Genomic DNA, 24428 nt, shown 5'->3' with positions numbered 1-24428 from the left:
GCCGCTAGCGCACGCCCAGGCCGCCGCTGCCGAAGGAGCCGCTGGAGCCGGGCATCCAGCGCCGTCGGTGCTGGTCCTTGCCCGTCCTGCTCGACGCGCGATGCATCTCGTGGGGCATCAGCCGCTTCCCGTCCTCGGAGAGCGGAACCTCGTCCGGTTCGCGCACCTCGCGCATCTCGCGGACGGCTCCGCCGTCGGGAAGGTGGGGCTGCTCGTCCGGGAGCGGCCGCGGCAGCTCACGGTCGCGCACCCGCATGCCGAACCAGAAGGCCCAGACCAGGGCACCGGCGATGACCAGGCCACCGATGAAGGCGCCGACCACGTGGCTTACGTCCACCGACGTGGCCGCCATGACAAACGTCGCCGTACTCATGCCTCGATTATCGACCCAAACGCCGCGAAAGGAGAGGTCGAGCACACGCATCCCCGCCTCCTCCGGTCAGCCGAAGCGGCCCGCCACGTAGTCCGCCGTGCGCTGGTCCTTCGGGGTGCCGAAGACGTCGTCCGTCGGGCCCGCCTCGACGATGCCGCCGGGGGTGCCCTGCTCGGCGAGGAAGAAGGCGCACTGCTGGGAGACGCGGGCCGCCTGCTGCATGTTGTGGGTGACGATCACGACCGTCACCTGGTCGGCGAGCTCGTGGATGGTCTCCTCCACACGGCGGGTCGAGGTCGGGTCCAGCGCCGAGCACGGCTCGTCCATCAGCAGGACCCGAGGCCGTACCGCCAACGCCCGGGCGATGCACAGGCGCTGCTGCTGGCCGCCGGAGAGCGCGCCGCCCGGTTTGCGCAGCCGGTCGCGGACCTCCTTCCACAGACCGGCCCGGGACAGCGACTCCTCCACCAGCTCGTCCTTCTCCCGGCGGCTCGCGCGGGTGCCGGTCAGCCGGAGACCGGCCACCACGTTGTCGTAGATCGACATCGCGGGGAACGGGTTCGGCTTCTGGAAGACCATGCCGATCCTGCGGCGGGCGTCCGTCAGCCGCCAGGAGGCGTCGTAGATGTCCTCGCCCTCGAAGAGCACCTCGCCCCCGAACTGCGCCCCCGGGATCAGCTCGTGCATCCGGTTGAGCGTGCGCAGGAACGTCGACTTGCCGCATCCGGACGGCCCGATGAGCGCGGTGACCCGCCCCGCGGGCATGGTCAGCGACACCTGGCTGAGCACCTGGTGCCCGCCGAACCACGCCGAGACCGACCGGGCCTCGATCGTGGCGGGGGCGCTCGCGCCGGCGGTCTCGACCGGCGGCAGGACGACCGTGTCGGACAGGGAGTCGGTCGTCACTTCGGTCACTTCGGTCACTTGGGACACCTCACAACAGGTTCGGCAGGAGTTCGGTGGTGCGCGTGGCGACCTGGAGGCCCAGCACCGCGACGAGGGGCGCGAAGACGATCCACGTCTGGTGGCGGCCCCAGCGGTGCCAGGCCCACACGGCGGCGACGGCGGCCAGCAGCAGCGCCTGCAGCCACATCACCAGCGGCCACGGCACCCCGGAGGGCCGGGCCAGCGGCTCCTCGGAGCCGGGCAGCGTGCCGGTACGGATCACCGCCGTCGGCGTCTGGAAGGGCGCGGAGACCAGGTCGGCGTCGACGCGCAGGACCCCGGCCGGCACGAACCGGGCGCCGGTCGCGGTGACCAGCACCAGCCGCCCCTTGCCGGCGGCCACAGGCGCGGGTGCCGGATCACCGGCCCGGCGCACGTCCAGCACCTGGTACGTCGCCTTGCCCTGCCCGGTGACCACGGTGATCCGGTCGCCGGACGACATCGAGCCGAGCCCGCGGAACGGTCCGCCGTAGGCCGCGGCCCGCCCCATCAGCACGCTGGTGCCGGCCTGCCCGGGCATCGGGGTGTCCCGGCGGTGGCCGGGCCCGTCCGTCAGCACCGAGGAGTCGGTGCCCTCCAGGACCACCTGCGTCGTCCCCAGCCTGGGGATGCCGACGATCGCGACCGGCGTGCCCGGCGCGAGTAGCCTGCCCTGCTGGTCGGTCTGCGCGACAGGCGCGGTCCCCAGGGCGAGTTGGCCGCGCAGCTCGTCGAAGGCGGAGTGCTGCGCGGACCGCTCCTGGATACCGCTGACCAGCAGCAGCTGGGCGGTGATGCCGAGCAGCAGGGCGGCGAGGCTGAGCAGGCCGCCCCGGGCGAGATGGCGGACGACGGTGACGCTCCGGACGCGCGTGAGCGTGAGGGGTACGGCGAGTGTCACGGCGGTCCGCCTCCTTCGGGAAGTTCGAGAGGGGGCTGCCGGGGAGGAGGGGCCCTCCCCGGCAGCCGGGGGGAGATGGATCAGGTGGACTTGATCGTGAAGACGGGGCCGGTCTTGGCGTTCACCGTCGCGGAGCCCGCGTAGGTGGCGTGCAGGCTGTGCTTGCCCCGGGCCAGCTTCGGCAGGGTGATCGTCACCTTGCCGCCGCTGAGGGTGCCGGTGCCGAGCAGCCTGGAGCCCTCGTAGACCTTCACCGTGCCGGTCGGCGTGGTGCCGGTCGCGGTGACCTTGACGGTGACCTTGGCGCGCGCGGTGTGGCTGACCGAGGCGGGCGCGGTGCTCGCGACGGAGGCGGTGGCCTTGGTGACCTTCAGGGTGGCGGTCGCCGAGGAGGAGTTCAGCTTGGCGGCGCCGCCGTAGGAGACGGTCAGCGTGTGCGTGGCCACCTTGAGGTGGTTCGACAGGGCCACGGTGACCTTGCCGGAGCCGTCGAGGGTGCCGCTGCCGAGGACGGTGGAGCCCTCCTTCACGGTGACCTTGCCGGTCGGCTTGACGCCGTGGCTGCCGGTCACGGTGACGGCGACCTTCGGGGCCTTGCCATAGGGGGTCGTGGCGACCGTGGCGGTGGTGGCGCTCTTGTACTTGACCGAGCCGGTCCAGGTGGACGCGGCACCGGTGCCGTTGAGGTTGTCACCGGTGACCGTGGCGGTGTACTTGCCCAGCGCGAGACCGGTGAAGCTGTACGAGGTTGTGGTGGCCGGCACGTTCTTGACCGCGACGACCGCGCCGCCCGCGTCGGTCAGCGTGACGCGGTAGTCGGTCAGCGGCAGCGCGGTGGCGGCCGGGGCGGTCCAGCTCAGCTTCAGGCTCGCGTCGCCGGTGGTGGCCTTCAGCCTGGGCGCGTCCGGGACGGCGGTGGAGACACCGGTCTCCTCCAGGCCGCCCTGCTTGACGTGCTTGTTGGCGAGGTTGACGTAGCCGTTGTAGGACTCGTTGACGAAGCCGAAGGCGGCGATGACCTTCTCGGCGTCGTCGGAGGCCAGGGCGGCGGTGTGGCTGCCGCTGGTGACGAAGACGTCGTAGAGGTCCTTGTCGAAGAAGATGCTCGTCGGGTCGATCGCCCGGGTCGGCACGACGTTGTAGACGTCGCGGCCGAAGGTGGCGTTCTCGTAGTAGGCGTCGACGGCGGCGAGCTTGCCGTTGACTGTGGTCACCGGGCTGGTGGCACCGGCGTCGCCCGGCAGCTGGATGGCGGCCAGGTGCCCGCCGCCCGCGACGGAGGTCTTGGTGTAGTCGGGGGCCACGCCGTTGTTCTGGGCGATCCAGCTGCCGACGGAGAACGGGACGAGGGCGCCGTCCTCGGTGAGCGCGCTGTTGCCCTGGTTCTCCTGGACCGCCTGGACGCTCGGGGCGAGGTCCGAGTCCTGCAGGCCGAGGATCGACAGGAAGAACTTACGGGTGCCCGAACCGCTCTGCGGGATCTTCGGGTGCACGGTCTGACCGTTCACCGTGGTGAGCGTGCCGACGTAGATGTCGTGCAACTGGGCCACCGTCAGGGTGTCCAGACCGGAGCCGCGCACCGCCACGCCGATCGCGTCACGCGCCATCGGGATGTAGGTGAGCGCGCTGCCGGAGAAGGACGGGCCGCTGGAGGAGCGCGCGAAGTCGACCTGCCCCTTGATGGCGACACCGGTGGAGTCCGGGAACTTGTCGCCGGTCAGCGACTCGCTCAGGGCGAGACGGCCCTTGCCGGATCCGTTCGGGCGCAGGAAGGACGGCCCGCCGGAACGGGTCGTGATGTCCGACGTGGTGGAGCCGGTGCCGGGCTCGATCGCGTCGTAGGAGGCGAGGCCGGCACCGCCCGCCGACTTCACGGCGGTGGCGGCGTAGCTCTGGCCGGCCACGGTGTCGCCGGCGAGGGCGTTGAGCACGTCCTGGGTGGTGTCGGAGCCCACGCCGACCAGCTGGCGGAAGGTCCCCGCGGGGGTGGGGTCGGCGTACGCCGGGCTCGCGAGAGCCAGGCCGCCGGCCACCACGGCTGCGGCGACGAGCGCCGCCGTAGAGCGCGTTCTGCGCATCGAGAGTCTCCGTGACTGTGCGAAGGGGTGGATCTGGCAGGGTGGTACGGGCCGTCCGCCCCGACTGCCTTTCGGGGCGGACGGCCGTCTGTGGGAGCGCGGGCCCCGCGGGGGCTCGGCTCGGAGGGGTGGGACGCGGGCCGGTGAGGGCCGCGCGCCGAGGGGCACACGCGGGCTCGGCACCGGGCGGGGTTGAAGCGGCCCGGTGTCAACTCCCGCCCGGGGGCGGGCCGATGCCCGCCTCGGCCCGTGGCACGGTGCTCACCCCCGGCCCGGCGGCAGCAGCCTGCGCAGCCGCTCCGGCAGGGTGTCCGGTACGAGCGTCACCGTCCGTCTCCCGGGGAGGGGCACGCGCAGCGGCAGGCGCGGTCGGCTGCCGCCCGCGAAGGGGGCGCCCGCGCCGGCCACGGCGCCGAGGACGGCACCGACCGGGACGGCGTAGCGCAGCGGGTCGGCCGGGTCGGCGGGGGTGTTGCCGGCGGCCGTTGTCTGGACGGCCTTTCCGCCGTCGTACGAGGCCTGCGGGCTCGGCGAGGTGCTCGCGCCCGCGCTCGGCGTACCGGCGCCGCCGTCGGTGGCCGCGCCGCCCGAGGAGCCGGCGCCCGTCGAGCCGCCCGTGCCGGTGCCGCCGGACCCCGCGGACGACCCGGAACCGCCGTCCGCGGAGCCGCCCTTGAAGTGCTCGAGCGTGGCCGCGACCTGCAGGGCACGCGCCCGCAGCCGCTGCGGCAGCGGGGCGTACCCGGCCGGCAGCCGGCCCGGGTCGGCGCCGCTGAGCTGCCCGTTGCCCGCCGCGTACCGCAGCAGGGCCGCGTAGTCCCGGCGGGCGTCGGCGGTGAGCTTGGCGGGCCGGGCGGCCGCGTAGACCAGCTGGGCCAGCGGATAGGCGTCCTTGGCGGTGGCGCCCGCGGGGGTGATCTCGGCGACCGTCTTCCCGGCGGCGCTCTTCGCGGCGGCGGTCAGGGAGTCGGTCGTCGGGGCGACGAACTCGCCCGCCGCGTTGCGCAGCTGTGCCGTCTGGAGGCCGTAGCGGGCGGCGGAGGCCGCGTCCGTGACGGTGATGACGAAGCGCGAGCCGACCATCTGCGGGCCGGGGCTCTTGAAGGCCGGCGGACTGGCGAGCGCGTCCCAGCTCGACTTCCACAGGATGTCGGCGCGCCGGGTGTGCAGGGCACCGGCGTGCATGTCGTCCACGTACGGGTGGAAGTCGGTCATGCACTGCTGGAGCGTGGCGCCGGTGCCGGGCGGGATCGTGCACCAGGGGTCGCTCTTCGGGTACTCGTCGAGGTTCGAGGGGTCGAAGGCGGCGCCGGTCGGGTTCAGGTCGGCGTTGGTGCTGTAGTACGGGTTGACCCGCATCCCGTCGTCGTCGGGGACACCGGCGAGGAACTGCCGGGCCTCCTTGTCCGCCCAGATCCACTGCCACAGGTCGTGCGCGGTGTCGCTGTGGCCGAGCGAGGTCATCAGGTCGGTGTCGGTGGCCGGGGTCTCGGCGACCGACAGATACGCGAACTCGGGGTTGAGCGCGATGAACTCGGGGTCGCTCGCCAGGCCGGCCGGGTTGTTCCGCGCCCAGCCGTACTTCTTGGCGACGGTGGAACCGACCACCGCTCCCCACGTCGAGTTGCGGTACGACTCGGTGAGCAGCTTGGCGACCAGACGGGGCGTGAGCCTGATCGACTCCACCTTCGTCCCGGCGAGCTTCGTCACCGAGTCGGGCGCCCCCGCCTTCGGTCTGCGTTCGATGGTGAAGCCGATGACGGCTCCGGAGAGCGCGACCGGGGCGTACGTCGTGGTGTCCGGGGGCGCGGCCGAACTGGCGTCGGCCCCGAGCGCCCGGGTGGTGAAGGCGAGTCCGGAGGAGCCGTCGTTGCCGAGCCGGCCCCGGGCGTCGGGCTCGCCCTGCTCGGTGTAGCTGTACACCTTCCCGGCCGGGCACAGCGCCGCCTGCCAGCTGGTCATGGCGTCGGCGGCCAGCTCGCTGCCGGTGGTGGGGCGTTCCTTGGCGCCGAGGGCGCAGTTGGTGCCGACCGAGTTGAAGTGCAGCGGGATCGCGATGCGGTTGTGCCAGTTGGTGGAGGAGACCGGGGAGCCCGCGTTGACCTGGCTGTGGTCGGTGTACGGCTTGCCGTCCACGTCGAGGTGGCCCTGCGGGACGATCACCAGCCAGCAGTCGCGCGGCTTCGTCACCCCGTTCGTCGTCACCGGTGTGCCGCAGCCCAGGTGCGGGGCCTCGTTGGCGGTCTGCACCTCGAAGTACTCGGTGCCGGTGCCGCCGGCGCCGGTGCGGGCGAAGTCGACCTCGTTGGTGGTGTTGCGGTTGAAGAACGGGTTGTTCTGGGTGTTGGTCGTGACCGTGGTGCCGTCGACCGACTTGAAGGGGACCTCGCCGGGCGCGTTGGGGTTGGCGGCGCCGTACCGGTTGTCCTGGCCGTAGTTGGTGGGGTCGGCGCTGTAGAAGACCTTGCGGGTGTCGTCGTAGTCGTTGCCCGGCCAGCTGGTGCGGTCGGTGGTCGGGGAGGCGCCGTACTGGCACTGGGTGCGCGGCGGACCGGGGTTGGACGGCACCATGCCGTCGTCGTCGCCCCAGCACTGCATGATCTGCACGAAGTCCGTGTTGAACTGCGTGCCGGCGAAGGTCGTGGGGGTGCCGCCGGTCCAGGAGACCGTGATCGCCTGGCTGGTGAGGTGGCTGGTCTGGGAGACCGTGAACTTCATGGTGCTGAACTCGCCGCGCCCCGACACCGTGACGGCGGAGGAGCTCGCAGCAGTCGCCGGCGGAGCCGACTGGGCAACGGCGAACCCGGCGAGCGCGCCGACGGTGGTTCCGGCGACGACCCTCAGCAGCAGACGTCGTACCCGGCTCATCGCGAACCCCCGTCCGAGGCGCGGCTGATGAGGCGGGAGACCAGCGAGGGCAGCAGGACCAGACTGAGCACCAGGAAGACGGCGAGCACCATCAGGGTCTGTGTGGTCGTCCAGCCGCTGTGTCCGGCCACCGCGACGGGCTGCGCGAGGGCGATGGTGCCGCCCGCGGTCGTGGCGGCCCCGGTGCCCGTTCCATCGGCGGCGATGGTCTGGCCGGTGTCGGGGTCGACGGAGGGCTGCGCGGAGGTGCCGGCGCCCCCGGCCGCCGCACCGCCCCCGCCCGTCGTGCCACCGGAGGACCCGCCGGCCGAACCGCCCGTGGACCCGCCGGTGCCGCCGCCGCCCGAACTCCCGCCTCCGCTGCCGGACTTGGCGCCCCCGCTGCCGGTCGTGCAGGGGGCCGCGCCCTGCTTGTCGCAGGCGGCGGGGTAAGGGGCCGTCTCCGCGAGCCTGTTGCGGCCGTCGGCGGTGAAGGTCGGGTTGTTGCAGCCCTTGATGTTGATGTTCTGCGTCTGCACGCCCGGGATGCGGCGGATCTGGTCGAAGCCCGCCTGCACCAGGTTGATCGGCAGCGGCGAGTAGCCCAGCTGCGGCGCCTGTTGCTGGCCCTGGCACATGAAGTAGTACGAGAACGCGCCCAGCGTCTTGCCCTTGGCCTTGGTGAAGGTGCCCTGCACCTTCAGCGGCAGGATCATGTACGAGTAGCTGGAGAGCGGGTAATTGCGCCGGTCACTGTCGGTGTAGACGCCGTCGAGCTGCTGGGTGAGGTAGTCCGCGGAGCTCTTGTCCGTGTTGATCTTCGCCTTGAGCAGCGAGACCGCCACGTTCTGCGGGGTCGGCTCGGTGTAGTAGCCGGCGTGGTTGAGGACCTTGGCGACGGGATAGTGCGCGTTGAGGGCGTAGGAGTAGTTGACGTAACCGATCGCGCCCTCGCCGTAGTTCTGCGCGACGTAGCCCGCGACGCCGAGGTCGCCGGACTGGGCGATCATGCCGGAGACGGTCGGGTAGTACGAGGTCTGCCCACACGCCCCGGAGCGGCCCACCTTGGCGCAGTACGCCTGCCACAGCGCCCTGTGCTGGTTGGCCATCCACATCGTGAACTGGGCGGTGGAGCCGGAGCCGTCGGAGCGGACGACCGGCACGACCGGGCGGTGCGGGAGCTGCAGACCCGGGTTGTCGGCCTTGATCGCCGGGTCGTCCCAGGTCTTGACGACCCCGGTGAAGATCTTGGTGACGACGTCGCCGGAGAGGCGGAGGTTGGTGACGCGCTGGCCGTTGACGGTCAGGTGATACATGAAGACGGTGCCGCCGGCGACGATCGGCATGTAGGCGTACGACCCTTGCGCGGGGCGTTCCGCCGCGCTGCCGTCGGTGGGGTGGGTCTGGAAGGGGATGTCCGAGACCGCGAAGTCGACGGTGCCGGAGAGGAACTGACGGCGGCCGTCGGAGGAGCCGGTGCCGGCGTAACTGATGCGCATGCCGTACTGGTTGACGGCCCGGCGCCACTCGTCGACGGCGTTCTCGGCCCAGGTGGATCCGGCGCCGGCGATGGGGGTGTAGCTGTCGGCAGAGGCCGGGGTGGCGGTGGTCGGAACGGCGAGGATGCCCAGCAGCGCGGCGAGGATGCCCAGCCGACGGAGGGCGTTGATGACAGGGCTGGACATCAGTGACTGTCTCCGGAGTCGTTGATCTGCTCGGTGTCGTCTTGGGAACCGCTGTCGAACAACTGCAGTGCGGCAGCGTGCAGTTCGGTGAATCTCTCCTCGTCCCGGCGGGACGCCTTCGCCGTTTTCCGGGCCTGCCGCTTGCTCTGGTGGCCCGGCCCCCGTCCCCCGATCACTCGCGCTATGGCGAACAGCACCAGGACCAGGCCCATCAACACCGCCGCCGCTCCGAAACCGCGGGCGATCATCGTGGGCTCGGGGGACCTGACGAAGGTGAAGACGGCCAGCGGGAGGGAGATCATCGGGCCGTTGGTCGGGTCGCCGTTGAGGGCCGCCGTGAAGCCCGCCGTCAGCAGCACCGGGGAGGTCTCGCCGATGCCGCGGGCCGTGCCGAGGATGACCGCGGTGGCGAGCCCCGAGCGCGCGGTGGGCAGGACGACGTGCCAGACGGTCCGCCAGCGCGGAGCGCCCAGCGCCTCCGCCGCCTCCGCCAGCGTGCCGGGGACCAGGCGCAGCACCACGTCCGAGGCCCGGATCACGATCGGCAGCATCATCACGCTGATCGCGAACCCGGCCGCGAGGCCCGACTTCTGCATGCCGAGCCCGAGGATCCAGACCGCGTAGACCATCAGGCCGGCGACGATCGACGGCAGCGCGGTCATCGCCTCGACGATGGTGCGCACGAACCGGGAGAAGCGGCCGGGGATCTGGTTGAGGTAGACCGCGCAGGCCAGGCCCAGCGGGACCGTGATGGCGAGCGCGATCGTGATCATGATGAGCGTGCCGAGCATCGCGTGCGCGATACCGCCGTGGCTCAGCGGGTCCAGGGGGCCGGCCGCCTGCATGTCCTGGGTGAAGAAGTTGCCGTGCGGCAGGGCCTCGCGGCCGCGCCAGGCGGTGAAGCCGACGACCAGGGCGAGCGCGGCGAACAGCAGCACGGCCGCCGTCCACAGCACGACCGTCATCACCCGGTCCCGTACCGCCTCCCGGTCCTCCTCCAGACCGGTCAGCACCGCGTAGATGGCGAGGAAGGCCGCGTACGCGGTGACGGTGAAGCCCAACGCGCCTGAGAACGGGGCGAGTTCACCGAACAGCAGCACGGCGACACAGAGGCCCGAGACGGCGGCGCCGGCCAGGGACAGCACCCCGGAGCGGCTGACGCCGCCGATACGGCGGGGACGGTCGGGGAGTTCGGCGCCCGGGGCGTCGGCCGCCGGGCCGTCGGCGTCCGCCCGGACGCCTGTCTTCTCTCCTCGGCCCGAGGTCAGGCCGGTCTCTTCGACGACGGTCATCTCATGCCTCGCTCTGCGCGCCGGACCGGGAGCGGGCCACGATGGAGGAGGCGGTGAAGTTGACCGCCAGAGTGAGCAGGAACAGCGCCAGGCCCGCCGCCATCAGCGCCGACATGCCGAAGGTGGACGCGTCGCCGTAGTGCAGGGCGATCAGCGAGGACACGGAGTTGGAACCGGTCTGCAGGATGTGCGGCTGGATCACGAAGACCGGCGAGATGATCAGGTACACGGCGATGGTCTCGCCGAGCGCCCGCCCGAGCCCGAGCATCGTGCCGCCGATGATGCCGCCCTTGCCGTAGGGCAGGACGACCGCGCGGATCATCCCCCAGCGTGTCGCGCCCAGCGCGTACGCCCCCTCGCGCTCGCCCGCCGGGGCCTGCGCGAACACCTCGCGCATCACCGAGCACTGGATCGGTGCGACCATCAGCGCCACCACGATCCCGGCGACGAAGGTGGAGGCGGTGTAGACGCTCTCGGAGGCGAGCGGTTCACCGGGCCGGGTGCCGTCCACCGTGAACAGCGGTATCCAGCCAAGCCAGTCGGACAGCCAGCGCGACAGACCGATCACGTGCTGCTGCAGGAAGAACAGTCCCCACAGCCCGTAGACCACGGAGGGGACGGCCGCCATCAGGTCGACCATCGTCACCAGCGTGCGGCGCAGTCGGCGCGGTGCCACGTGGGAGATGAACAGCGCGGTCCCCACGGCCAGCGGCACCGAGATCGTCACCGCGACGGCGGCGATCAGCAGGGTGCCGGTGAGCACGGCGGCGATGCCGAAGTTGTGGACGTCCGGCTGCCAGGCGGCGGTGGTGAGGAACTTCCAGCCCCGCACGCGCAGCGCCTGCGCGGCCCGCAGCAGCAGGAAGAGCCCGACGGCCGCCATGACGGTGAGGACGGCGAGTCCGGTGGCCGTGAGCTGGTACCGGAAGAGACGGTCGCCCAGGCCACGGGCCGTGAGGAGCCGGCGAGGAACGGGTCTGTCGGGCTCCGGTTCGCCGGAAGCCTCCACTGCGGACACCACTGAGGGCCCCCCAAAGGAAACGGTATTCCCCAAGCGGCCTCGTGTTCGAGCCGCGCGGGGAGAGTCAATGGCCGGTTCCTGTCGACGCGAGGCGTTGGATATGGAGGAACAGTGAACGGCTCATGTCGTTTCGGTGGGGCTGCTGTGGAGGCGGCCGTCCGGCCAACCGGACGTTCGTCACCTATGGGTTACGGATCCCTCAATCCCTGGTGGCCGGGCGGTGAGCACCGCACCATAGGCGCATGACACCGGCCCAGAAAGCCATGCGGCAGTTGGAGACGTGGCCTGACCTCAGCCCGTGTCCGGCCGACTGCGGGACGGGCCGGGCGCTGCGCTCCGCCCAGCACGAGATCGTCCACTTCCACTCCGAGCGCGATGTGGACCTGCAGCTGACCGCCCGTGCGATACAGCGGCTGCACTACGACTTCGCCGAGTCGACCGCCATCCGTCTGGTCCCCGGCTCGCGTTGGGTCACCGTCCACCTCGACTGCGACGCCGATGTGGACCTGCTGCTCGGCCTGGTGAGCGTGGCCCTCAAGGCGCACTCCGGCGGGCGGGCGGGGAGCGCGCCGAGCGAGCGCGCGGTGTGCAACTTCCGCCGGGTGACGGTGCTCGACGCCGTCACGGAAGCTCCCCACGGCTGAAATTTCCTCCACGACTGTCACAGGCATGACATAGGCTGCCGGGGCAGCCGCGCCCCGCGCGTCATCGCCGGGTGCTGCGCGGCGCACTCGCCTGCCCGGTCGTACACCGGGTTTTCCTCAGGGGGTCACATCACTGTGCGTACGCGCAGCATCTCGACCGCGACAGCGCTTGCTGTCCTGTTCTCCTCGGCGGCGCTGAGCGTCGTCGCCGCCGGCACCGCCTCCGCGGCCGCCGCCCGGGTCACCGCGCCCGGGGGCATCGTCGTCGACGACGCGCTGAAGCGGGTCTTCGTCGGCGACTCGGCGGCCGGCACGGTCACGGCTGCTGACTACTCCGGCAACGCCGCCGACTCGGCGAGCGGGGTCCCCGGCATCACCGACCTGGCGGTGTCGGACGACGGCGCCACCCTCTACGCGGCCCTGCCCGCCACCCACGAGATCGTGGCCCTGGACGCGGCCACCCTCGACATCAAGCACCGTTACCCCGTCGCCACCGACACCGGCCCGCGTCAGATCGCCGTCAGCGGCGGCAAGGTGTGGTTCACCTACGGCGACCAGTGGGACGGCGACCTGGGTTCTCTCGACCCGTCCGTGGACCCGGCCGGCGGCACCGACCCGGTGACGCTGAAGCAGTTCCCCACCGAGGGCACCGGCAACGGCATCTGGGGCCAGGGCCTGCTGGACACCGACGCGAGCCAGCCCGGCATCCTCGCCGTCGGTGAGACCGGCATCTCCACCGACTCGATGGCCGTTCTGGACGTCTCCGGCGGCACGCCGAAGCTGGTCTCCTGGTACGGGGGCGACTACACGCTCAACAGCGGCATCGGGGACATCGACCTGGTGCCCGGCGGCCAGCAGGTCCTCGTCAACGGCAAGGACCGGGACGCCTACGCGGACGGCAAGTTCACCGCGGCCGGCTCCTACCCGACGGGACAGTTCGCCGACGTCGCGCCCAACGGCGTCGTCGCCCAGGCCGACGGCCACAAGGTCCTGACGTACCGGCCCGACACCACGAAGCCGCTGCACACCTACGACCTCGGGACCTCCTACGCCGCCACCCTGCGCTGGGCGCCGGACCTCTCCCGGGTGTTCGCGCTGGTCGGCACCGGCGCGGACGGCGCCGGCTACACCCTCAAGGCGCTCACCGGCCCGACCCTGAACAACCCGACCCTCACGGTCAACGCGCCCTCCAGCGCGCCCCGCGCCAAGAAGCTGACGGTCACCGGAAAGATCTCGGCGTCCGTCGCGCTGCCGGCCGGGGTGAAGCTCCAGGTCACCCGCACCGACCTCGAATCCCCGGGCGGCAAGGCGCTGCCCGCCGTCACGGTGCGCGCGGACGGCACGTACTCCTTCACCGACACCCCGCCGGCCGGCGGCACGGTCACCTACAAGGTGTCCTACGCCGGTGACGCCGCGCACTCCGCCGTGACCGCGTCCGACAAGGTCGCCGTCTCCCGCACGGCGACCGCGCTCAGCCTGAACAACAACGGCAAGGTGTACGCGTACGGCGCCGACGTGAAGTTCACCGCGCACCTCGGCAAGACGTACAAGAACCGCACGGTGGAGATCTGGGCCGACCCCTTCGGCGCCGACAAGCCCAAGAAGCTGGTCAGGTCCGCGAAGGTCAACTCCAGCGGCAACCTCACCGTGACCGTCGACATGACCCGCGACACCGCGGTCACGGCGGTGTTCAAGGGCGACGCCCGCTACGCGCCGAAGACGGTCAAGTCGAACGGCTTCGCCAAGGTCCGTGTCTCCACGGCCGTCACCAAGCACTACAAGAAGGCCGCGATCGGCTCGCACACGTACTACTGGGTCCACAAGAACACCTCGCCGATCGTCACGACGACGATGACGTACTACCGGGGCCGCCAGCAGCGCCTCGAGCTGGAGATCTACTACCAGGGCCAGTGGTACCCGAGCGAGGACAGCCCCCAGTACTTCGCCCTCGCCACCAACGGCAAGTCGGCCGTGCGTCTCGGCGCCCCGGGCCAGTCCGGCATCAAGGCCCGTGTCCGCGCGGCGTACGTCAACGGCGCGTCGGGCGACACGGTCAACACGACGACGCTGAGCGACTGGAAGTACATCTACTTCACCAACTAGCGCCCTCGCGGCGGCTCCGGCTGTTCACGCCGGAGCCGCGCACGGACGACCCGCCGCACACCGGCGAACCGCACATCCTGCCGGGTCCCACCGGCGAGATCGCTCAACGCGTACGCCGTGTACTTGAAGCCGTCCGTCGTGTGGAACTCCGCTCCCCAGTTGCCCAGGCTCACCGCGCTGACGCGCGACCACGGCAGCCGCTGCGTGCCCCAGGGGTTCACCATGACGATCACGTCTTCATGGAGCTCGAGGCGTACGCGGAGCAGGACCCACCAGGCGAAGAGACCGAACCCCAGGGCGACGGCACTCGAAATGCCGGCGGAGGTGAAGTTCTGGGCGCTCGGGTGGATCAGAGCGCTGAACCAGGTGATCACCGCGCCCAGCGCAGGGCCGCCGGCCAGAAGGTACCCGCCGACCCGACCGGACAGGCTGACTCGCCACACGCCGAGCGGGGAGCCGGTCTCCGTCATCGTCCTACTGCTGTTCGGGCGGGTGAGGATCCCAGCCCACCGCGAAGGACCAGGTGATGTTCGGCTGCGTGGTGACGCGCAATGAGCTCGTGGAGTGCTTCGCGTACACCCCCATCTCGTTCATCACCGGCAGCACCGTGTTCTCTTCGCAGGGAATGGAAAAGGAAGTGCCGGTCGGCTGAACCTCCACGTCGAGCCGGCCCGAGCCCTGACAGTAGGTCGCGACGGCAAGCGTCTTGCCCGCCTTCATTCCGCCTGGAATCGCATACGTGGCGCTGCCTTTGACGTTCGCGCCGCTCACCACGGTGGTGACGCCGTCAGCGGAGAGTTGCGGAGCCTTCTTGACCGACGGCGCGTAAGGATCACGCGTTGTGCTGGAGGACGGGGCAGCGGGCGATGCCTTCACGGCACGCGCGGCAGTCCTGTCGACGGGAGTGCCGCCATGCTGACCGGCGGTGCAACCAGTCACCGCCAAGACCGAGACGAGCAGGAGCGAAGCAGTTGCCCACCATGCCCTTGGCCCGGAGTCGCTTGTCACCAGACGGTTGTATCCCGGCCACGGGCAGCGCACAAGATCGAGCTGCCCAGGAACCTCGACCAGCTGGGTCCGCACCCGGCCGTACGTGGTGCGTGAAACACGGGTGGAGAGCGGGTGGTTGACGGCCTGTCGTCCTGGTCAGCGGCCCCCGTCGTACGCCAGGATGCCCCCGTGAACGATCACATAGCACCACCCGCACCCGTCCCCACCCCGCGGCCCATGGACGGAGCCGCGCGGTTCGCTGTCGGGGCGCTCGCTCTCGCCGGGGCCTCGTGGGCCGTGCGGGCCATATGGGAGATACGACTGGCCGTGGCGGGGGAGCCGGCGTCGGGGCCGCCGGATCAGGGGAATGGGGCGCATCGGACGCTGACCGGGCTGGAGAACCAGTACCACCTGGTCGTCTCGGCCTGCGGGGTCGCCGTGGTCATCTGCGCGGTGGCGTTCATCGGATGGCTGGGGCGTGCGCGGGACACCGCCCGTGAGCTGTCCGGGAAGCGGCCCCGCTACTCGGGGCTGTGGGTCTACCTCGGGTGGGTCGTCCCGGTCGTCAACCTCTGGTTCCCGCGCGGCATCGTCGCCGAGGTCCACCGCGACAGCGCGCCCGGCGAGCGGCTGCCGCGGTCGGTGAACGTGTGGTGGGCGCTCTGGCTGATCGGGCTGCTCAGCGGCGTCGGGCTGATGTCCGCCGACTCCACGGACCAGATCATCGCCCGCGCCTACACCAACGTCGGGACGCTCCTGGTGTCCGACGCCGCCATCGTGGGCGCGGCCGTCGCCGGCGTCTTCGTCGTCCGCGCCCTCAGCCGGAACGTCAGCTCACGCAGATCAGGTTGAGCACGCACAGGCCCGACGGGGACGTCGAGGCCGTGCTGGTGTTCGTGCTCGTGCCGCTGCTCGTGCTCGTGCCTGTGCTGGAGGACTGGGACGACGTTCCGGACGTGCCGCTGTCACCGGCGGACGTGGACGTCGAGGACGAAGAAGACGAAGAGGACGTAGAGGACGTAGACGACGTCGACTGGTTCGACGTCGTGCCCGTGCTGGTCGTCGTCGTGGCGCCGCCCGCCGTGGTCGTCGTCCGCGGCTGCGTGCCCGGCGTCGACGTGTGCGGCGTGGAGGCGCTGTACGGCGCGGTGTACGCCGAGTCGGTGTGCGCCGCGGTCGGCGTGGTGCGACGGTGCTTGCCGCCGGTCGTGGCGGGGGCGGCGGAGCCGTCGCGTGAGGTGTGGAGCGCGGTCGGGGAGGCGGGGGTGTCCGTCGGCTCCGCCGCGGGGTGCTCCTCCGTGCCCATGCCCGTGAGGTCGGGGCCCGCCGAAGCCTGGCTGTGGTCGCCGGAGCCGCGGTCCATCGAGGCGACCGTCAGACCGCCGCCGACGAGCGCGACGGCGGTCGCCACCACCGCGCGGCGCTGGTTCTTCTTCCAGCGCGCCCGCTGGCGGCGGCGTGCCGCCCGGCCCACCGGGGCGGACGGCACACCCTCCGTGTCCTCGGGGTCCTTGGGATCGGCGAGTTCGGCGAGTTCGGCGGACGGCCCGGGGTCCGGTTCCGGCCAGCTCGCCGGTGTGGCGAGGGCCGGGGCCACCCGGCCCGCCCGGGTCACCGGCGCGATGTCGGGGGCGTAGGCACCGCAACCGGGGCACACCAGAGCGCCGTTGAGGTGCCGGCGGCACGAGGAGCAGTAGTCCATCCGCTGTCTACCTGACCATTCGCACGAGGGATCGAACGGCCAGTAACGCTAACGAGGGATTCGAAAGAGTCCATGGAGTCCTTGTGGGGCTCCTGCACGGATTCGGCGCGGAAGTTTCAGACGGTTCCGAAGGGTCGTCTCAGCGCCGGTCCGACCCCTCAGCCCCGCGTGAACCGCTCGAACGCGTGGCTGAAGTACCACGTGTCCTGGGCGATCCCGGAGCAGGAGTTGGCGCCCGCCGTGCCCACGCAGCCGCCGTTGTCCCGCTGGAGCGCCCAGAAGGAGAGGGTGTTGATGCCCTGCGCCGCGGCCCAGCGCTCCACCTTCACCGCGTCCTGCGTGGTGAACGTCTCCTCGGGGCCGAAGTCGTCGATACCGGGCATCTCCGTGACGCCGACGCGGTGCCACAGCCTGGCCGGGTCCGACTCCGGGTACAGCGCGGTGAGTTGGGTGTGCAGGCCCGTCGCGGCCGACACCGTGTCGGCGGCCATGTCGTGCGTGGCGCCGTCCCAGTAGTCGAACGTCATGATGTTCACGACGTCCACACGGGCGTGGTTGTCGACGGCGTTCTGCAGCAACGCGACCCCGCTGGGCGCGAGTCCGGTGTTCGTCGTGGGGAGCGTGTACGAGAACTGCACATGCCGTCCGGTGGACGCCGCCCAGCGCTGCACCTGCGCGATCGCCTTGTTGCGGCGGTCGATGCCGGCCGCGTTGGTGATCGAGTCGGCCTCGACGTCGAGGTCGATGCGGGTGATGCCGTACGTCGTCACCAGGCTCTCGTAGACCTTGGCGATGGAGTCGACGTCCGTGCAGCTGTCCGCGAGTTCGGTGCCCGTGGTGTCGGCGCCGTAGCCGCCGAACGAGGGGATGACGTTGCCGCCGCGTGCCTGGATGGCCGCGATGTCCGCGCCGAAGGTGGACCTGGAGATCGGCTGGGTGGTGTCGCCGTTCCAGTACGCGGTGCAGGAACCGGGCTTGTCCGTCTGGAGGAAGGCCATGGTCAGGTACTTGTTGCCGGAGGCGGCCGCCAGCGCGGCCGGGCTGTCGCCGGTCCAGGCCTCGAAGTAGGGAGCCGCCACCTGGGCGGGCAGGGGCCGGACGGGATGGGCCGGCGCCTGTTCCGCGGCGAGCGCGCCACCTCCCCCGAGGGCGACGAGACCGGCCGCGAGGCCGGTCACCGAGATACAGGACAGCAGCGCACGCAGCGCGCGAGGTCGTCTCATGCCGACCCATAGTTGGACTAGACCATTCTACTGTCAAGGTTCTTTACAGTTGCCTGACCAACCGTTCCACCGCGCCCTGCCATAAGCGGGCGGGGAGATTCCGTGGGTATTCGCGAAAAGACATCCAGATGTCTTGACCTCACCTTCACAGCGCCGTTGGCTTCTCAGTCACCGTGGCCCGCTCCCCTCCCGCCCGGAAGGCACCTCGCACGTGAACGCACGAACTCCCCGCAGAAGCACCGCACTTCGCCCCGCCCTCCCCCTCGCCGCCGCCGGTGCGCTGCTGCTCAGCGGCTGTGGTGTCGTCGACGGCGTCACCGGCGGCGGCGACTCCTCGACCCCGTCCCGGCGCGAGGACGTCAAGGTGGGCCTGCTGCTGCCCGACAAGGACACGGCCCGTTTCGAACGGTTCGACTACCCCCTCATCAAGTCCCGGGTCGCCTCCCTCACCGGCGGCAAGGGCAAGGTCGTCTACGCCAACGCCGAGGCCAGCGCCTCCCGGCAGAACAAGCAGTTCGCGCAGCTCGTCGCCGACAAGGTGGACGTGATCCTCGTCGACGCGGTGGACGCCAGGGCGATCGCGCCGGCCGTGCGGAAGGCCAAGGACGCCCGGATACCCGTCATCGCCTACGACCGGCTCGCGCAGGGCCCGATCGACGCCTACGTCAGCCACGACAACGAGCTGGTCGGCGAGGTGCAGGGGCGGGCGATCGTCGACGCGCTCGGGGACAAGGCCGCCACCAGCAAGATCGTCATGATGAACGGCTCGCCGGCCGACCCCAACACGGCGCTGTTCAAGGAGGGCGCGCTGAGCGAGCTCAAGGGCCGGGTCGTCATCGCCAAGTCGTACGACACCAGGGAGTGGCTGCCCGAGGTGGCCAAGGCCAACATGGAGAAGGCGATCGCGTCGGTCGGCCTGAAGAACATCGCCGCCGTCTACTCGGCCAACGACGGCATGGCGGGCGCCGTCATCGACGAACTGGAGCAGGCGGGCGCCGCCAAGCTGCCGCCGGTGACCGGGCAGGACGCCAACCTGGACGCGGTGCAGCGGATCGTCGCCGGCGAGCAGACCATGACGGTCTACAAGTCCTTCCTGCTGGAGGCGCAGGGCGCCGCGGAGATGGCGGTCTACAAGGTGCAGGGGCGGGACATCGCCTTCGACGCGCTGACGCAGGACACGATCGACAGCCCGACGCAGAAGGACATCCCGGCGATGCTGGTGCCGGTGGTCGCGCTCACCAAGAGCAACATCAAGGCCACGGTGATCAAGGACGGCGTCTACACCGTCAAGGACATCTGCACGGCGAAGTACGCGGCGGACTGCGCGGCGATCGGCCTGAAGTAAGGCCGCTTCTACCACTGTTCACCGGCTCCTGGCCAGCGATACGGCCGCGGCGTTCAGGTTGTGTTCAGGCTCGGGCGTCCCTCGGGCAACACACCCTCCAGAAGCGCCAAAACAATGGCAAAGGGGTCTGTGGCAGTCGTACGGCGCCATGCGATCGTGCCCGCCATGAGCACAGATCGCCTCGCCCCCGGCCGGCACGCCGGCCCCGTACGCCACGCCCTGAGCAAGGTCCCGGAAGTGACCGTCTACTTCTGGGTCATCAAGGTGCTGACCACCGGCATGGGCGAGACGGCCTCGGACTGGCTCGCCCATCTCCTCGGGCCCATCCCCGCGGTGGCACTCGGCGCGGTGGCGCTCGCGGTGGCGCTGGCCGTGCAGTTCGCGGTGCGCCGGTACGTGGCCTGGATCTACTGGACGGCGATCGTCATGGTGAGCGTCTTCGGCACCATGGCCGCGGACGTCCTGCACGTCGGCCTGGGCGTGCCCTACCTGCTCTCCACGCCCTTCTTCATGGTCGCCCTCGCCACCGTCTTCGCGCTCTGGTACGGCAGCGAGCGCACCCTGTCCATCCACAGCATCCACACCCGCCGCCGCGAGGTTTTCTACTGGGGCGCGGTGCTCGCCACCTTCGCCCTCGGCACCGCGGCCGGCGACCTCTCCGCCACGCTCGGCCTCGGCTACCTGGGCTCCGCCGTCCTGTACGCCGCCGCGATCGCCGTCCCCGCTCTCGCCCACCGCGCCGGCAGGCTGAACGCGGTGACGGCCTTCTGGTCGGCGTACGTCCTCACCCGCCCCCTCGGCGCGTCGGTGGCCGACTGGATGGCGGTCGGCCACGGCCGGGGCGGCCTCGCGTGGGGCCTGGGCCCGGTGACCCTGGCGTGGACGGCGGCGATCCTGGTCCTGGTGGCCTACCTGGCCGTGTCCCGGAAGGACGTGCAGACCGAGGGCGTTCGGGGCTGACACCCGCCGGAGGGGGCCCGCTCAGCATCCGCTCGCCCGTCCGCTGGACGTCACCGGTGGAGTTCAAGTCAGCCGGCGCAGGTCCTCCGGATACCGCAGGACCGCGGCCACCCGGCGGTCCACCCGGTCCGTGGGGGCCAGGTCGAGCTTGGCGAAGATGCTGCGGTGTGCTTGTGGACCGCGCCGTCGGTGACGACGAGGCGTTCGGCGATGGCGCCGTTGCCCAGGCCCTCGGCCATCAGGGCGAGGACGTCACGCTCGCGCGGGCTGAGCCGTTCGAGGCGGCTGTCCTGGCGGGAACGGGTGAACAGCTGCGCGACCACCTCGGGGTCGATGGCGGTGCCACCGCCCGCCACCCGGTGCAGCGCGTCCAGGAACTCCTCGACGCGTCCCACCCGTTCCTTCAGCAGATAACCGAGCCCGCCCACGCCCTCGCTCAGCAGCTCGGTGGCGAAGCTCTGCTCGACGTAGGCGGAGAGCACCAGGACGGCCAGGTCGGGCCGTCGGCGCCGGGCCCGCACGGCCGCGACGATGCCCTCGTCGGTGTGCGTCGGCGGCATCCGCACGTCGAGGATGGCGACGTCCGGCTTGTGCTCGTCGATCGCGGCGAGCGCCTCGTCGGCCGTGCCCGCGGTGGCCACCACGTCCAGGCCCTCGGCCCGCAGCAGCAGGGCGAGCCCCTCGCGCAGCAGGGGGTCGTCCTCGGCCATCACGATCCGCATGGAAGCTCCGCTTTCAGGGTGGTCGGGCCGCCCGGCGGGCTGGCCAGGGACAGGGTGCCGTCGTGGGCCGCGACCCGGCGGCGGATGCCGGTGAGCCCGGAGCCGCCGTGCTCGTCGGCGCCGCCGTGGCCGTCGTCCTCGACGCACAGGGTGAGACGGCCGCCGCGGCTGCGTGCCGTGACGGTGGCGTGCGCGGCGCCGCTGTGCTTGGCGATGTTGGTCAGCGCCTCGGCGACGACGAAGTAGGCGGTGGCCTCGACGGAGGCGGCGCACCGCGCGGGTACGTCGACGATCACGGGGAACACCGTCGCCGTCAGCAGCGACGTCGTCCGCTCGCGGGGCGCCGGGCTGGGGAAGCGGGTGCGGCTGGTGCTCGGTGACGGCACCCCGGTCGAGGCGACCGTGGTCGCCGTCTACGGGCGCGGGCTGGGCTTCGGCACGGTGGTCCTGTCCCGGGACCTGGCCGCCGGGCACACCACGACACGCCTCGACCAGAGCCTGCTGGTCCGGACCGACGGAACGGCGGCCGCGCGGCGGGCCCTGACCGCCCTCGCCGCCGCCCGGCCGGGCCTGGCGCTCGCGGACACGGCTCCCGCCTCCGGCCTGCGGAACGCCCCGCCGGAGGTGTGGATCAACCTGGCGACCATCGTGGTCCTGCTCGTCTACCTGCTGCTCAGCATCGCCAACAAACTGGTCGCCGCGACCGCCCAGCGCCGGGTCGAGCTGGGCGCCCTGCGCCTCAACGGCACGACCCCGCGCCAGATCCGCACGATGATGCGCCGTGAGGCGGCGGTGACGGCGGCGACGGCACTCGTCACGGCGCTGCTGCTGTCGGCCGTACCGCTCGCCCTGCTCGGCCAGGGCTTCCTCGGCCGCCCCTGGCCGTCCGGACCCGTCTGGCTGCTGCCCGCGCTCGCCGTCACGGTCACCGCCACGGCGTTCCTCACCACGGAACTCCCCACCCGCCAGGCCCTGCGCACCTCCGCCGGCCGACGCGATCCGGGCCCTGTGACCCCGGGGGCGGTCAGCCGCGGGGCCTCCGGGGCAGCGCACGGACCGCGAGTGCCGTGCACAGGGCGGCCATGGGCAGTTCGGCGCCCAGGGCCATCGCGACGGCCGTGGTGAGTTCGGCGCCCGGCGCCGAGGTCGTCACGTCGAACCAGGCGTCGCAGACCAGCAGGGCGGCCGTCGCCGTGGCCGTGAGGCAGAAGCGGGGGTCCCGGCGCAGCAGCAGCCGGCCGGTGGCGGCCAGACCGAGCGCCTCCAGGGCGTCGAGCCCCACCCAGGCGGTGGACCAGTGCCGGACCTGGGCCGTGTCCGGCAGGGTCTTCGCCAGGACGACGAGCCAGGGCACCATCGCGACACCGCAGCCGACGAACGCCAGGCCGAGGTGCCGGGACCGCAGCCCGACGAGTCCACGCCGCGGTGTGGGAAGGGGCGGGCGGTCCCGCACCGCCTGCCGGGCTCCCGAGTCGTCCGTGTGCGTTGTGTGCATGGCGTCCTCACCCCGTTCGTGTTCGCCAAGTGCCGCCCTCCGACGGCCTGTTCACCAGCCTGCTCGTCGGGCCGGCGACTGTCGGTAACGGCCGGGTCCGGGTTCGGGGTGGTGCCTGTTTCACCATCGATCCTGCAGACAGGTGCATGGTCCGGGCCCCACCCCGGGCTCTACGGTCGGTGCATGACGCTCCCCTCCGTACTGGGGCCGCCCGCCCGACTGCTGCGCCGCCGGATCGGGACGGCCCGGCGGGACACCGCCTTCCTCGCCGCGGGCGTGCTCCCGCACCTCGCCGCCGTACCGGCGTGGCTGTGGCTCGGCGCCAAGCCGGTCGTCCGGTCGGTCCACCTGCCGTGGGGCGTCCTCCCGGGGCTCTTCGCCGTCCTCCTGCTGCTCCCGCTCGTCGCCCTCCCGCTGACGGCGGTCCAGCGGTGGCGGTACGCCGAACTCCTCGCCGTGGACATCCCGCGCTCCCTGCCGGCCGAGGGGCCGCGCCTTCGGCGGGCGCTGCGGCTGCTGGTCTCCGCCGAGACCTGGCGGCGGACCGCCTACCACACCCTCCTGGGGCCGTTCCTCGCCGTCGCGGAGGTGCTGGTGCTCGCGGTGTGGGGCACGGGCGTCGCCTGCGCCACCATCTATGGGTGGATGTGGGCGATGCCGGCCCACACGGATGCCGCCGACGTGTACGCGGTCCAGGCGGCGTACGTCACCGCCATCGGCCTGCTGCTGCTCGCCGCCGCGCCCTGGTTCGCCGGGACGGTGACCCGGGCCGAGAGCCGCGCGGCGCGGGCGCTGCTCGGACCGAGCCGCGCCCAGCGGCTGGAACGGCGGGTCACGGACCTGTCCGTGAGCAGGGCCGACCTGGCCGACGCGGCCGACGCCGAGCGGCGCCGCATCGAACGCGATCTGCACGACGGCACCCAGCAGCGGCTGGTCTCCCTCGCGGTCACCCTCGGGCTCGCCCGGGCGACGCTCAAGGACCTGCCCGAGGAGGCCCGCCGGATCATCGACGAGGCGCACCGCGAGGCCAAGGAGGCCATCAGCGAACTCAACGACCTGGTACGGGGGTTGCACCCCGCGGTGCTCGACGACCGCGGCCTCGACGCGGCGTTGTCCGGACTCGCCGCGCGGGTACCGTTGCCGGTGCGCCTGCACGTGGACCTGGACGGGCGGCCGGCGCCCGCCGTGGAGTCGGTCGCGTACTTCGTCGTCTCCGAGGCGCTGGCCAACGTTACCAAGCACGCCCGGGCCGGCCGGGTGGAGGTGACGGTACGGCGGACCGGGAGGGTGGTGCGGGTGGAGGTCACCGACGACGGGGTGGGCGGCGCCGACGCGGCCGCCGGCACCGGACTGACCGGGCTGGCCGGACGCGTCCGGGCCGTCGACGGCACCTTCCGCATCGACAGCCCCGTCGGGGGCCCGACCACGCTGGTCGCTGAGCTGCCGTGCGGGCGGTGATCGCCGAGGACTCGGTGCTGCTGCGGGTGGGCCTGGTCCGGGTGCTGCAGACGGCGGGTTTCGAGGTGGGCGCCGAAGTGGGCGACGCGGAGGCGCTGTTGGCCGCGGTCGAGGAGCAGCGGCCCGACCTGGCGCTGATCGACGTCCGGATGCCGCCCGGGTTCAGCGACGAGGGCGTGCGCGCGGCGCTGTCGATCCGCCGCCGGTGGCCGGGGACCGCCGTCGTGCTGCTCTCCCAGTACGTCGAGGAGCGCTACGCCGCCGACCTGCTCACCGCCGACACCAGCGGCGTCGGCTATCTCCTCAAGCAACGCGTCGCCGACGTCGAGGAGTTCGCGGCGACGGTACGGCGGGTGGCGGCCGGCGGTACGGCCCTGGACCCGCAGGTCGTCGCGCAGTTGCTGCTGCGCCGGGACAGCGACCCGCTGGAGCGGCTCACCCCGCGCGAGCGGGAGGTGCTCGCGCTGATGGCGGAGGGCAGGTCCAACGCGGCCATCGCCGAGGACCTGGTCGTCACCGACAGCGCGGTCGCCAAGCACATCAACAACATCTTCGCCAAGCTCGACCTGCCCCCGGCGGACGGCCACCACCGCCGCGTCCTCGCGGTCCTGCGCTTCCTGGGCACGACCCGGGCCTGAGCCCGTCCGTCACGGCCGGGAGGGGAC

Annotated in this window: 21 protein-coding genes and 2 pseudogenes; 8 read left to right on the top strand and 15 right to left on the bottom strand. The window is 71.9% G+C overall.

Annotation, left to right across the window (positions count from 1 at the left end; all coding sequences use genetic code 11):
* Positions 1-4: 4 nt before the first annotated feature.
* From MKW14_RS11680 to pstC, 8 genes are all read right to left on the bottom strand, one after another.
* Complete coding sequence (locus MKW14_RS11680; protein ID WP_240861905.1) at positions 5-373, bottom strand: DUF6479 family protein; 369 nt, start codon at positions 371-373, stop codon at positions 5-7.
* A gap of 66 nt (positions 374-439) precedes the next feature.
* Entirely contained in the window at positions 440-1204 is a 765-nt protein-coding gene (gene pstB / locus MKW14_RS11675; RefSeq protein ID WP_308314595.1) for a phosphate ABC transporter ATP-binding protein PstB, read from the bottom strand.
* 103 nt (positions 1205-1307) lie between these two features.
* Positions 1308-2198 carry a sortase gene (locus tag MKW14_RS11670; RefSeq protein WP_240861903.1) on the bottom strand — a complete coding sequence of 297 codons (891 nt, stop codon included), beginning with the start codon at positions 2196-2198 and terminating at the stop codon, positions 1308-1310.
* 80 nt (positions 2199-2278) lie between these two features.
* Entirely contained in the window at positions 2279-4276 is a 1998-nt protein-coding gene (locus tag MKW14_RS11665) for an Ig-like domain repeat protein (protein WP_240861901.1), read from the bottom strand.
* Between the two features lie 261 nt (positions 4277-4537).
* On the bottom strand, positions 4538-7144 hold the full coding sequence (locus tag MKW14_RS11660; protein ID WP_240861897.1) for a hypothetical protein: 2607 nt from the start codon (positions 7142-7144) through the stop codon (positions 4538-4540).
* Entirely contained in the window at positions 7141-8808 is a 1668-nt protein-coding gene (locus MKW14_RS11655) for a substrate-binding domain-containing protein (protein ID WP_240861895.1), read from the bottom strand. Before MKW14_RS11655 ends, MKW14_RS11660 begins: the two co-directional genes overlap by 4 nt.
* Positions 8808-10100: a phosphate ABC transporter permease PstA gene (gene pstA / locus MKW14_RS11650; protein WP_240861893.1), complete on the bottom strand. Its 1293-nt coding sequence runs from the start codon at positions 10098-10100 to the stop codon at positions 8808-8810. Before pstA ends, MKW14_RS11655 begins: the two co-directional genes overlap by 1 nt.
* A 1-nt stretch (position 10101) precedes the next feature.
* Positions 10102-11118, bottom strand: a complete 1017-nt coding sequence (gene pstC, locus MKW14_RS11645) for a phosphate ABC transporter permease subunit PstC (protein ID WP_240861892.1) — start codon at positions 11116-11118, stop codon at positions 10102-10104.
* Between the two features lie 245 nt (positions 11119-11363).
* On the opposite strand from pstC, the gene MKW14_RS11640 reads away from it, so the two are divergent.
* Positions 11364-11765: a luciferase domain-containing protein gene (locus MKW14_RS11640; RefSeq protein WP_240861890.1), complete on the top strand. Its 402-nt coding sequence runs from the start codon at positions 11364-11366 to the stop codon at positions 11763-11765.
* Positions 11766-11900: 135 nt separating this feature from the next.
* The gene (locus MKW14_RS11635; RefSeq protein ID WP_240861887.1) at positions 11901-13868 is read left to right on the top strand and encodes an NHL repeat-containing protein; all 1968 of its coding nucleotides are present in this window, start codon (positions 11901-11903) and stop codon (positions 13866-13868) included.
* Here the strand turns inward: MKW14_RS11635 and MKW14_RS11630 are convergent.
* The gene (locus MKW14_RS11630) at positions 13865-14338 is read right to left on the bottom strand and encodes a PH domain-containing protein (RefSeq protein WP_240861886.1); all 474 of its coding nucleotides are present in this window, start codon (positions 14336-14338) and stop codon (positions 13865-13867) included. The genes MKW14_RS11635 and MKW14_RS11630 overlap by 4 nt on opposite strands.
* Before the next feature lie 4 nt (positions 14339-14342).
* Positions 14343-14876, bottom strand: a complete 534-nt coding sequence (locus tag MKW14_RS11625; RefSeq protein ID WP_240861884.1) for a hypothetical protein — start codon at positions 14874-14876, stop codon at positions 14343-14345.
* A gap of 171 nt (positions 14877-15047) precedes the next feature.
* On the opposite strand from MKW14_RS11625, the gene MKW14_RS11620 reads away from it, so the two are divergent.
* Positions 15048-15710, top strand: a complete 663-nt coding sequence (locus MKW14_RS11620) for a DUF4328 domain-containing protein (protein WP_374116559.1) — start codon at positions 15048-15050, stop codon at positions 15708-15710.
* Here the strand turns inward: MKW14_RS11620 and MKW14_RS41780 are convergent.
* Complete coding sequence (locus MKW14_RS41780) at positions 15688-16560, bottom strand: SCO2400 family protein (RefSeq protein ID WP_441349305.1); 873 nt, start codon at positions 16558-16560, stop codon at positions 15688-15690. The genes MKW14_RS11620 and MKW14_RS41780 overlap by 23 nt on opposite strands.
* 158 nt (positions 16561-16718) lie before the next feature.
* Positions 16719-17783, bottom strand: a complete 1065-nt coding sequence (locus MKW14_RS11610) for a chitinase (protein ID WP_308314592.1) — start codon at positions 17781-17783, stop codon at positions 16719-16721.
* A gap of 211 nt (positions 17784-17994) precedes the next feature.
* On the opposite strand from MKW14_RS11610, the gene MKW14_RS11605 reads away from it, so the two are divergent.
* Together MKW14_RS11605 and MKW14_RS11600 are read left to right on the top strand one after the other, a co-directional pair.
* Positions 17995-19128, top strand: a complete 1134-nt coding sequence (locus MKW14_RS11605; RefSeq protein WP_240861880.1) for a sugar ABC transporter substrate-binding protein — start codon at positions 17995-17997, stop codon at positions 19126-19128.
* 165 nt (positions 19129-19293) lie between these two features.
* Positions 19294-20088 carry a COG4705 family protein gene (locus MKW14_RS11600; protein ID WP_240861878.1) on the top strand — a complete coding sequence of 265 codons (795 nt, stop codon included), beginning with the start codon at positions 19294-19296 and terminating at the stop codon, positions 20086-20088.
* Positions 20089-20151: 63 nt separating this feature from the next.
* Here the strand turns inward: MKW14_RS11600 and MKW14_RS11595 are convergent.
* Positions 20152-20810 (bottom strand): annotated as a pseudogene (locus MKW14_RS11595) (response regulator).
* A pseudogene (locus MKW14_RS11590) lies at positions 20798-21106 on the bottom strand (sensor histidine kinase); the annotation flags it as partial. The pseudogenes MKW14_RS11590 and MKW14_RS11595, both read right to left, overlap by 13 nt.
* Here MKW14_RS11590 and MKW14_RS11585 point away from each other — a divergent pair.
* The gene (locus MKW14_RS11585; protein WP_441349304.1) at positions 21060-21935 is read left to right on the top strand and encodes an FtsX-like permease family protein; all 876 of its coding nucleotides are present in this window, start codon (positions 21060-21062) and stop codon (positions 21933-21935) included. The pseudogene MKW14_RS11590 and the gene MKW14_RS11585 sit on opposite strands and share 47 nt — an antisense overlap.
* On the opposite strand, the gene MKW14_RS11580 is transcribed toward MKW14_RS11585, so the two are convergent.
* Positions 21835-22305, bottom strand: coding sequence for a hypothetical protein (locus tag MKW14_RS11580; protein ID WP_240861876.1), 471 nt, complete (start codon positions 22303-22305; stop codon positions 21835-21837). The two genes, MKW14_RS11585 and MKW14_RS11580, sit on opposite strands and share 101 nt — an antisense overlap.
* 183 nt (positions 22306-22488) lie before the next feature.
* On the opposite strand from MKW14_RS11580, the gene MKW14_RS11575 reads away from it, so the two are divergent.
* The gene (locus tag MKW14_RS11575; RefSeq protein WP_240861874.1) at positions 22489-23763 is read left to right on the top strand and encodes a sensor histidine kinase; all 1275 of its coding nucleotides are present in this window, start codon (positions 22489-22491) and stop codon (positions 23761-23763) included.
* Complete coding sequence (locus tag MKW14_RS11570) at positions 23751-24401, top strand: response regulator (RefSeq protein WP_240861872.1); 651 nt, start codon at positions 23751-23753, stop codon at positions 24399-24401. Before MKW14_RS11575 ends, MKW14_RS11570 begins: the two co-directional genes overlap by 13 nt.
* The last annotated feature ends 27 nt before the right edge of the window (positions 24402-24428 follow it).

The sequence above is a fragment of the Streptomyces gilvus genome (assembly GCF_022513565.1).
Lineage (GTDB): Bacteria > Actinomycetota > Actinomycetes > Streptomycetales > Streptomycetaceae > Streptomyces > Streptomyces gilvus.
Note: the sequence above shows the minus strand (reverse complement) of the source record. Positions and strands in the feature narration are given on the sequence as shown.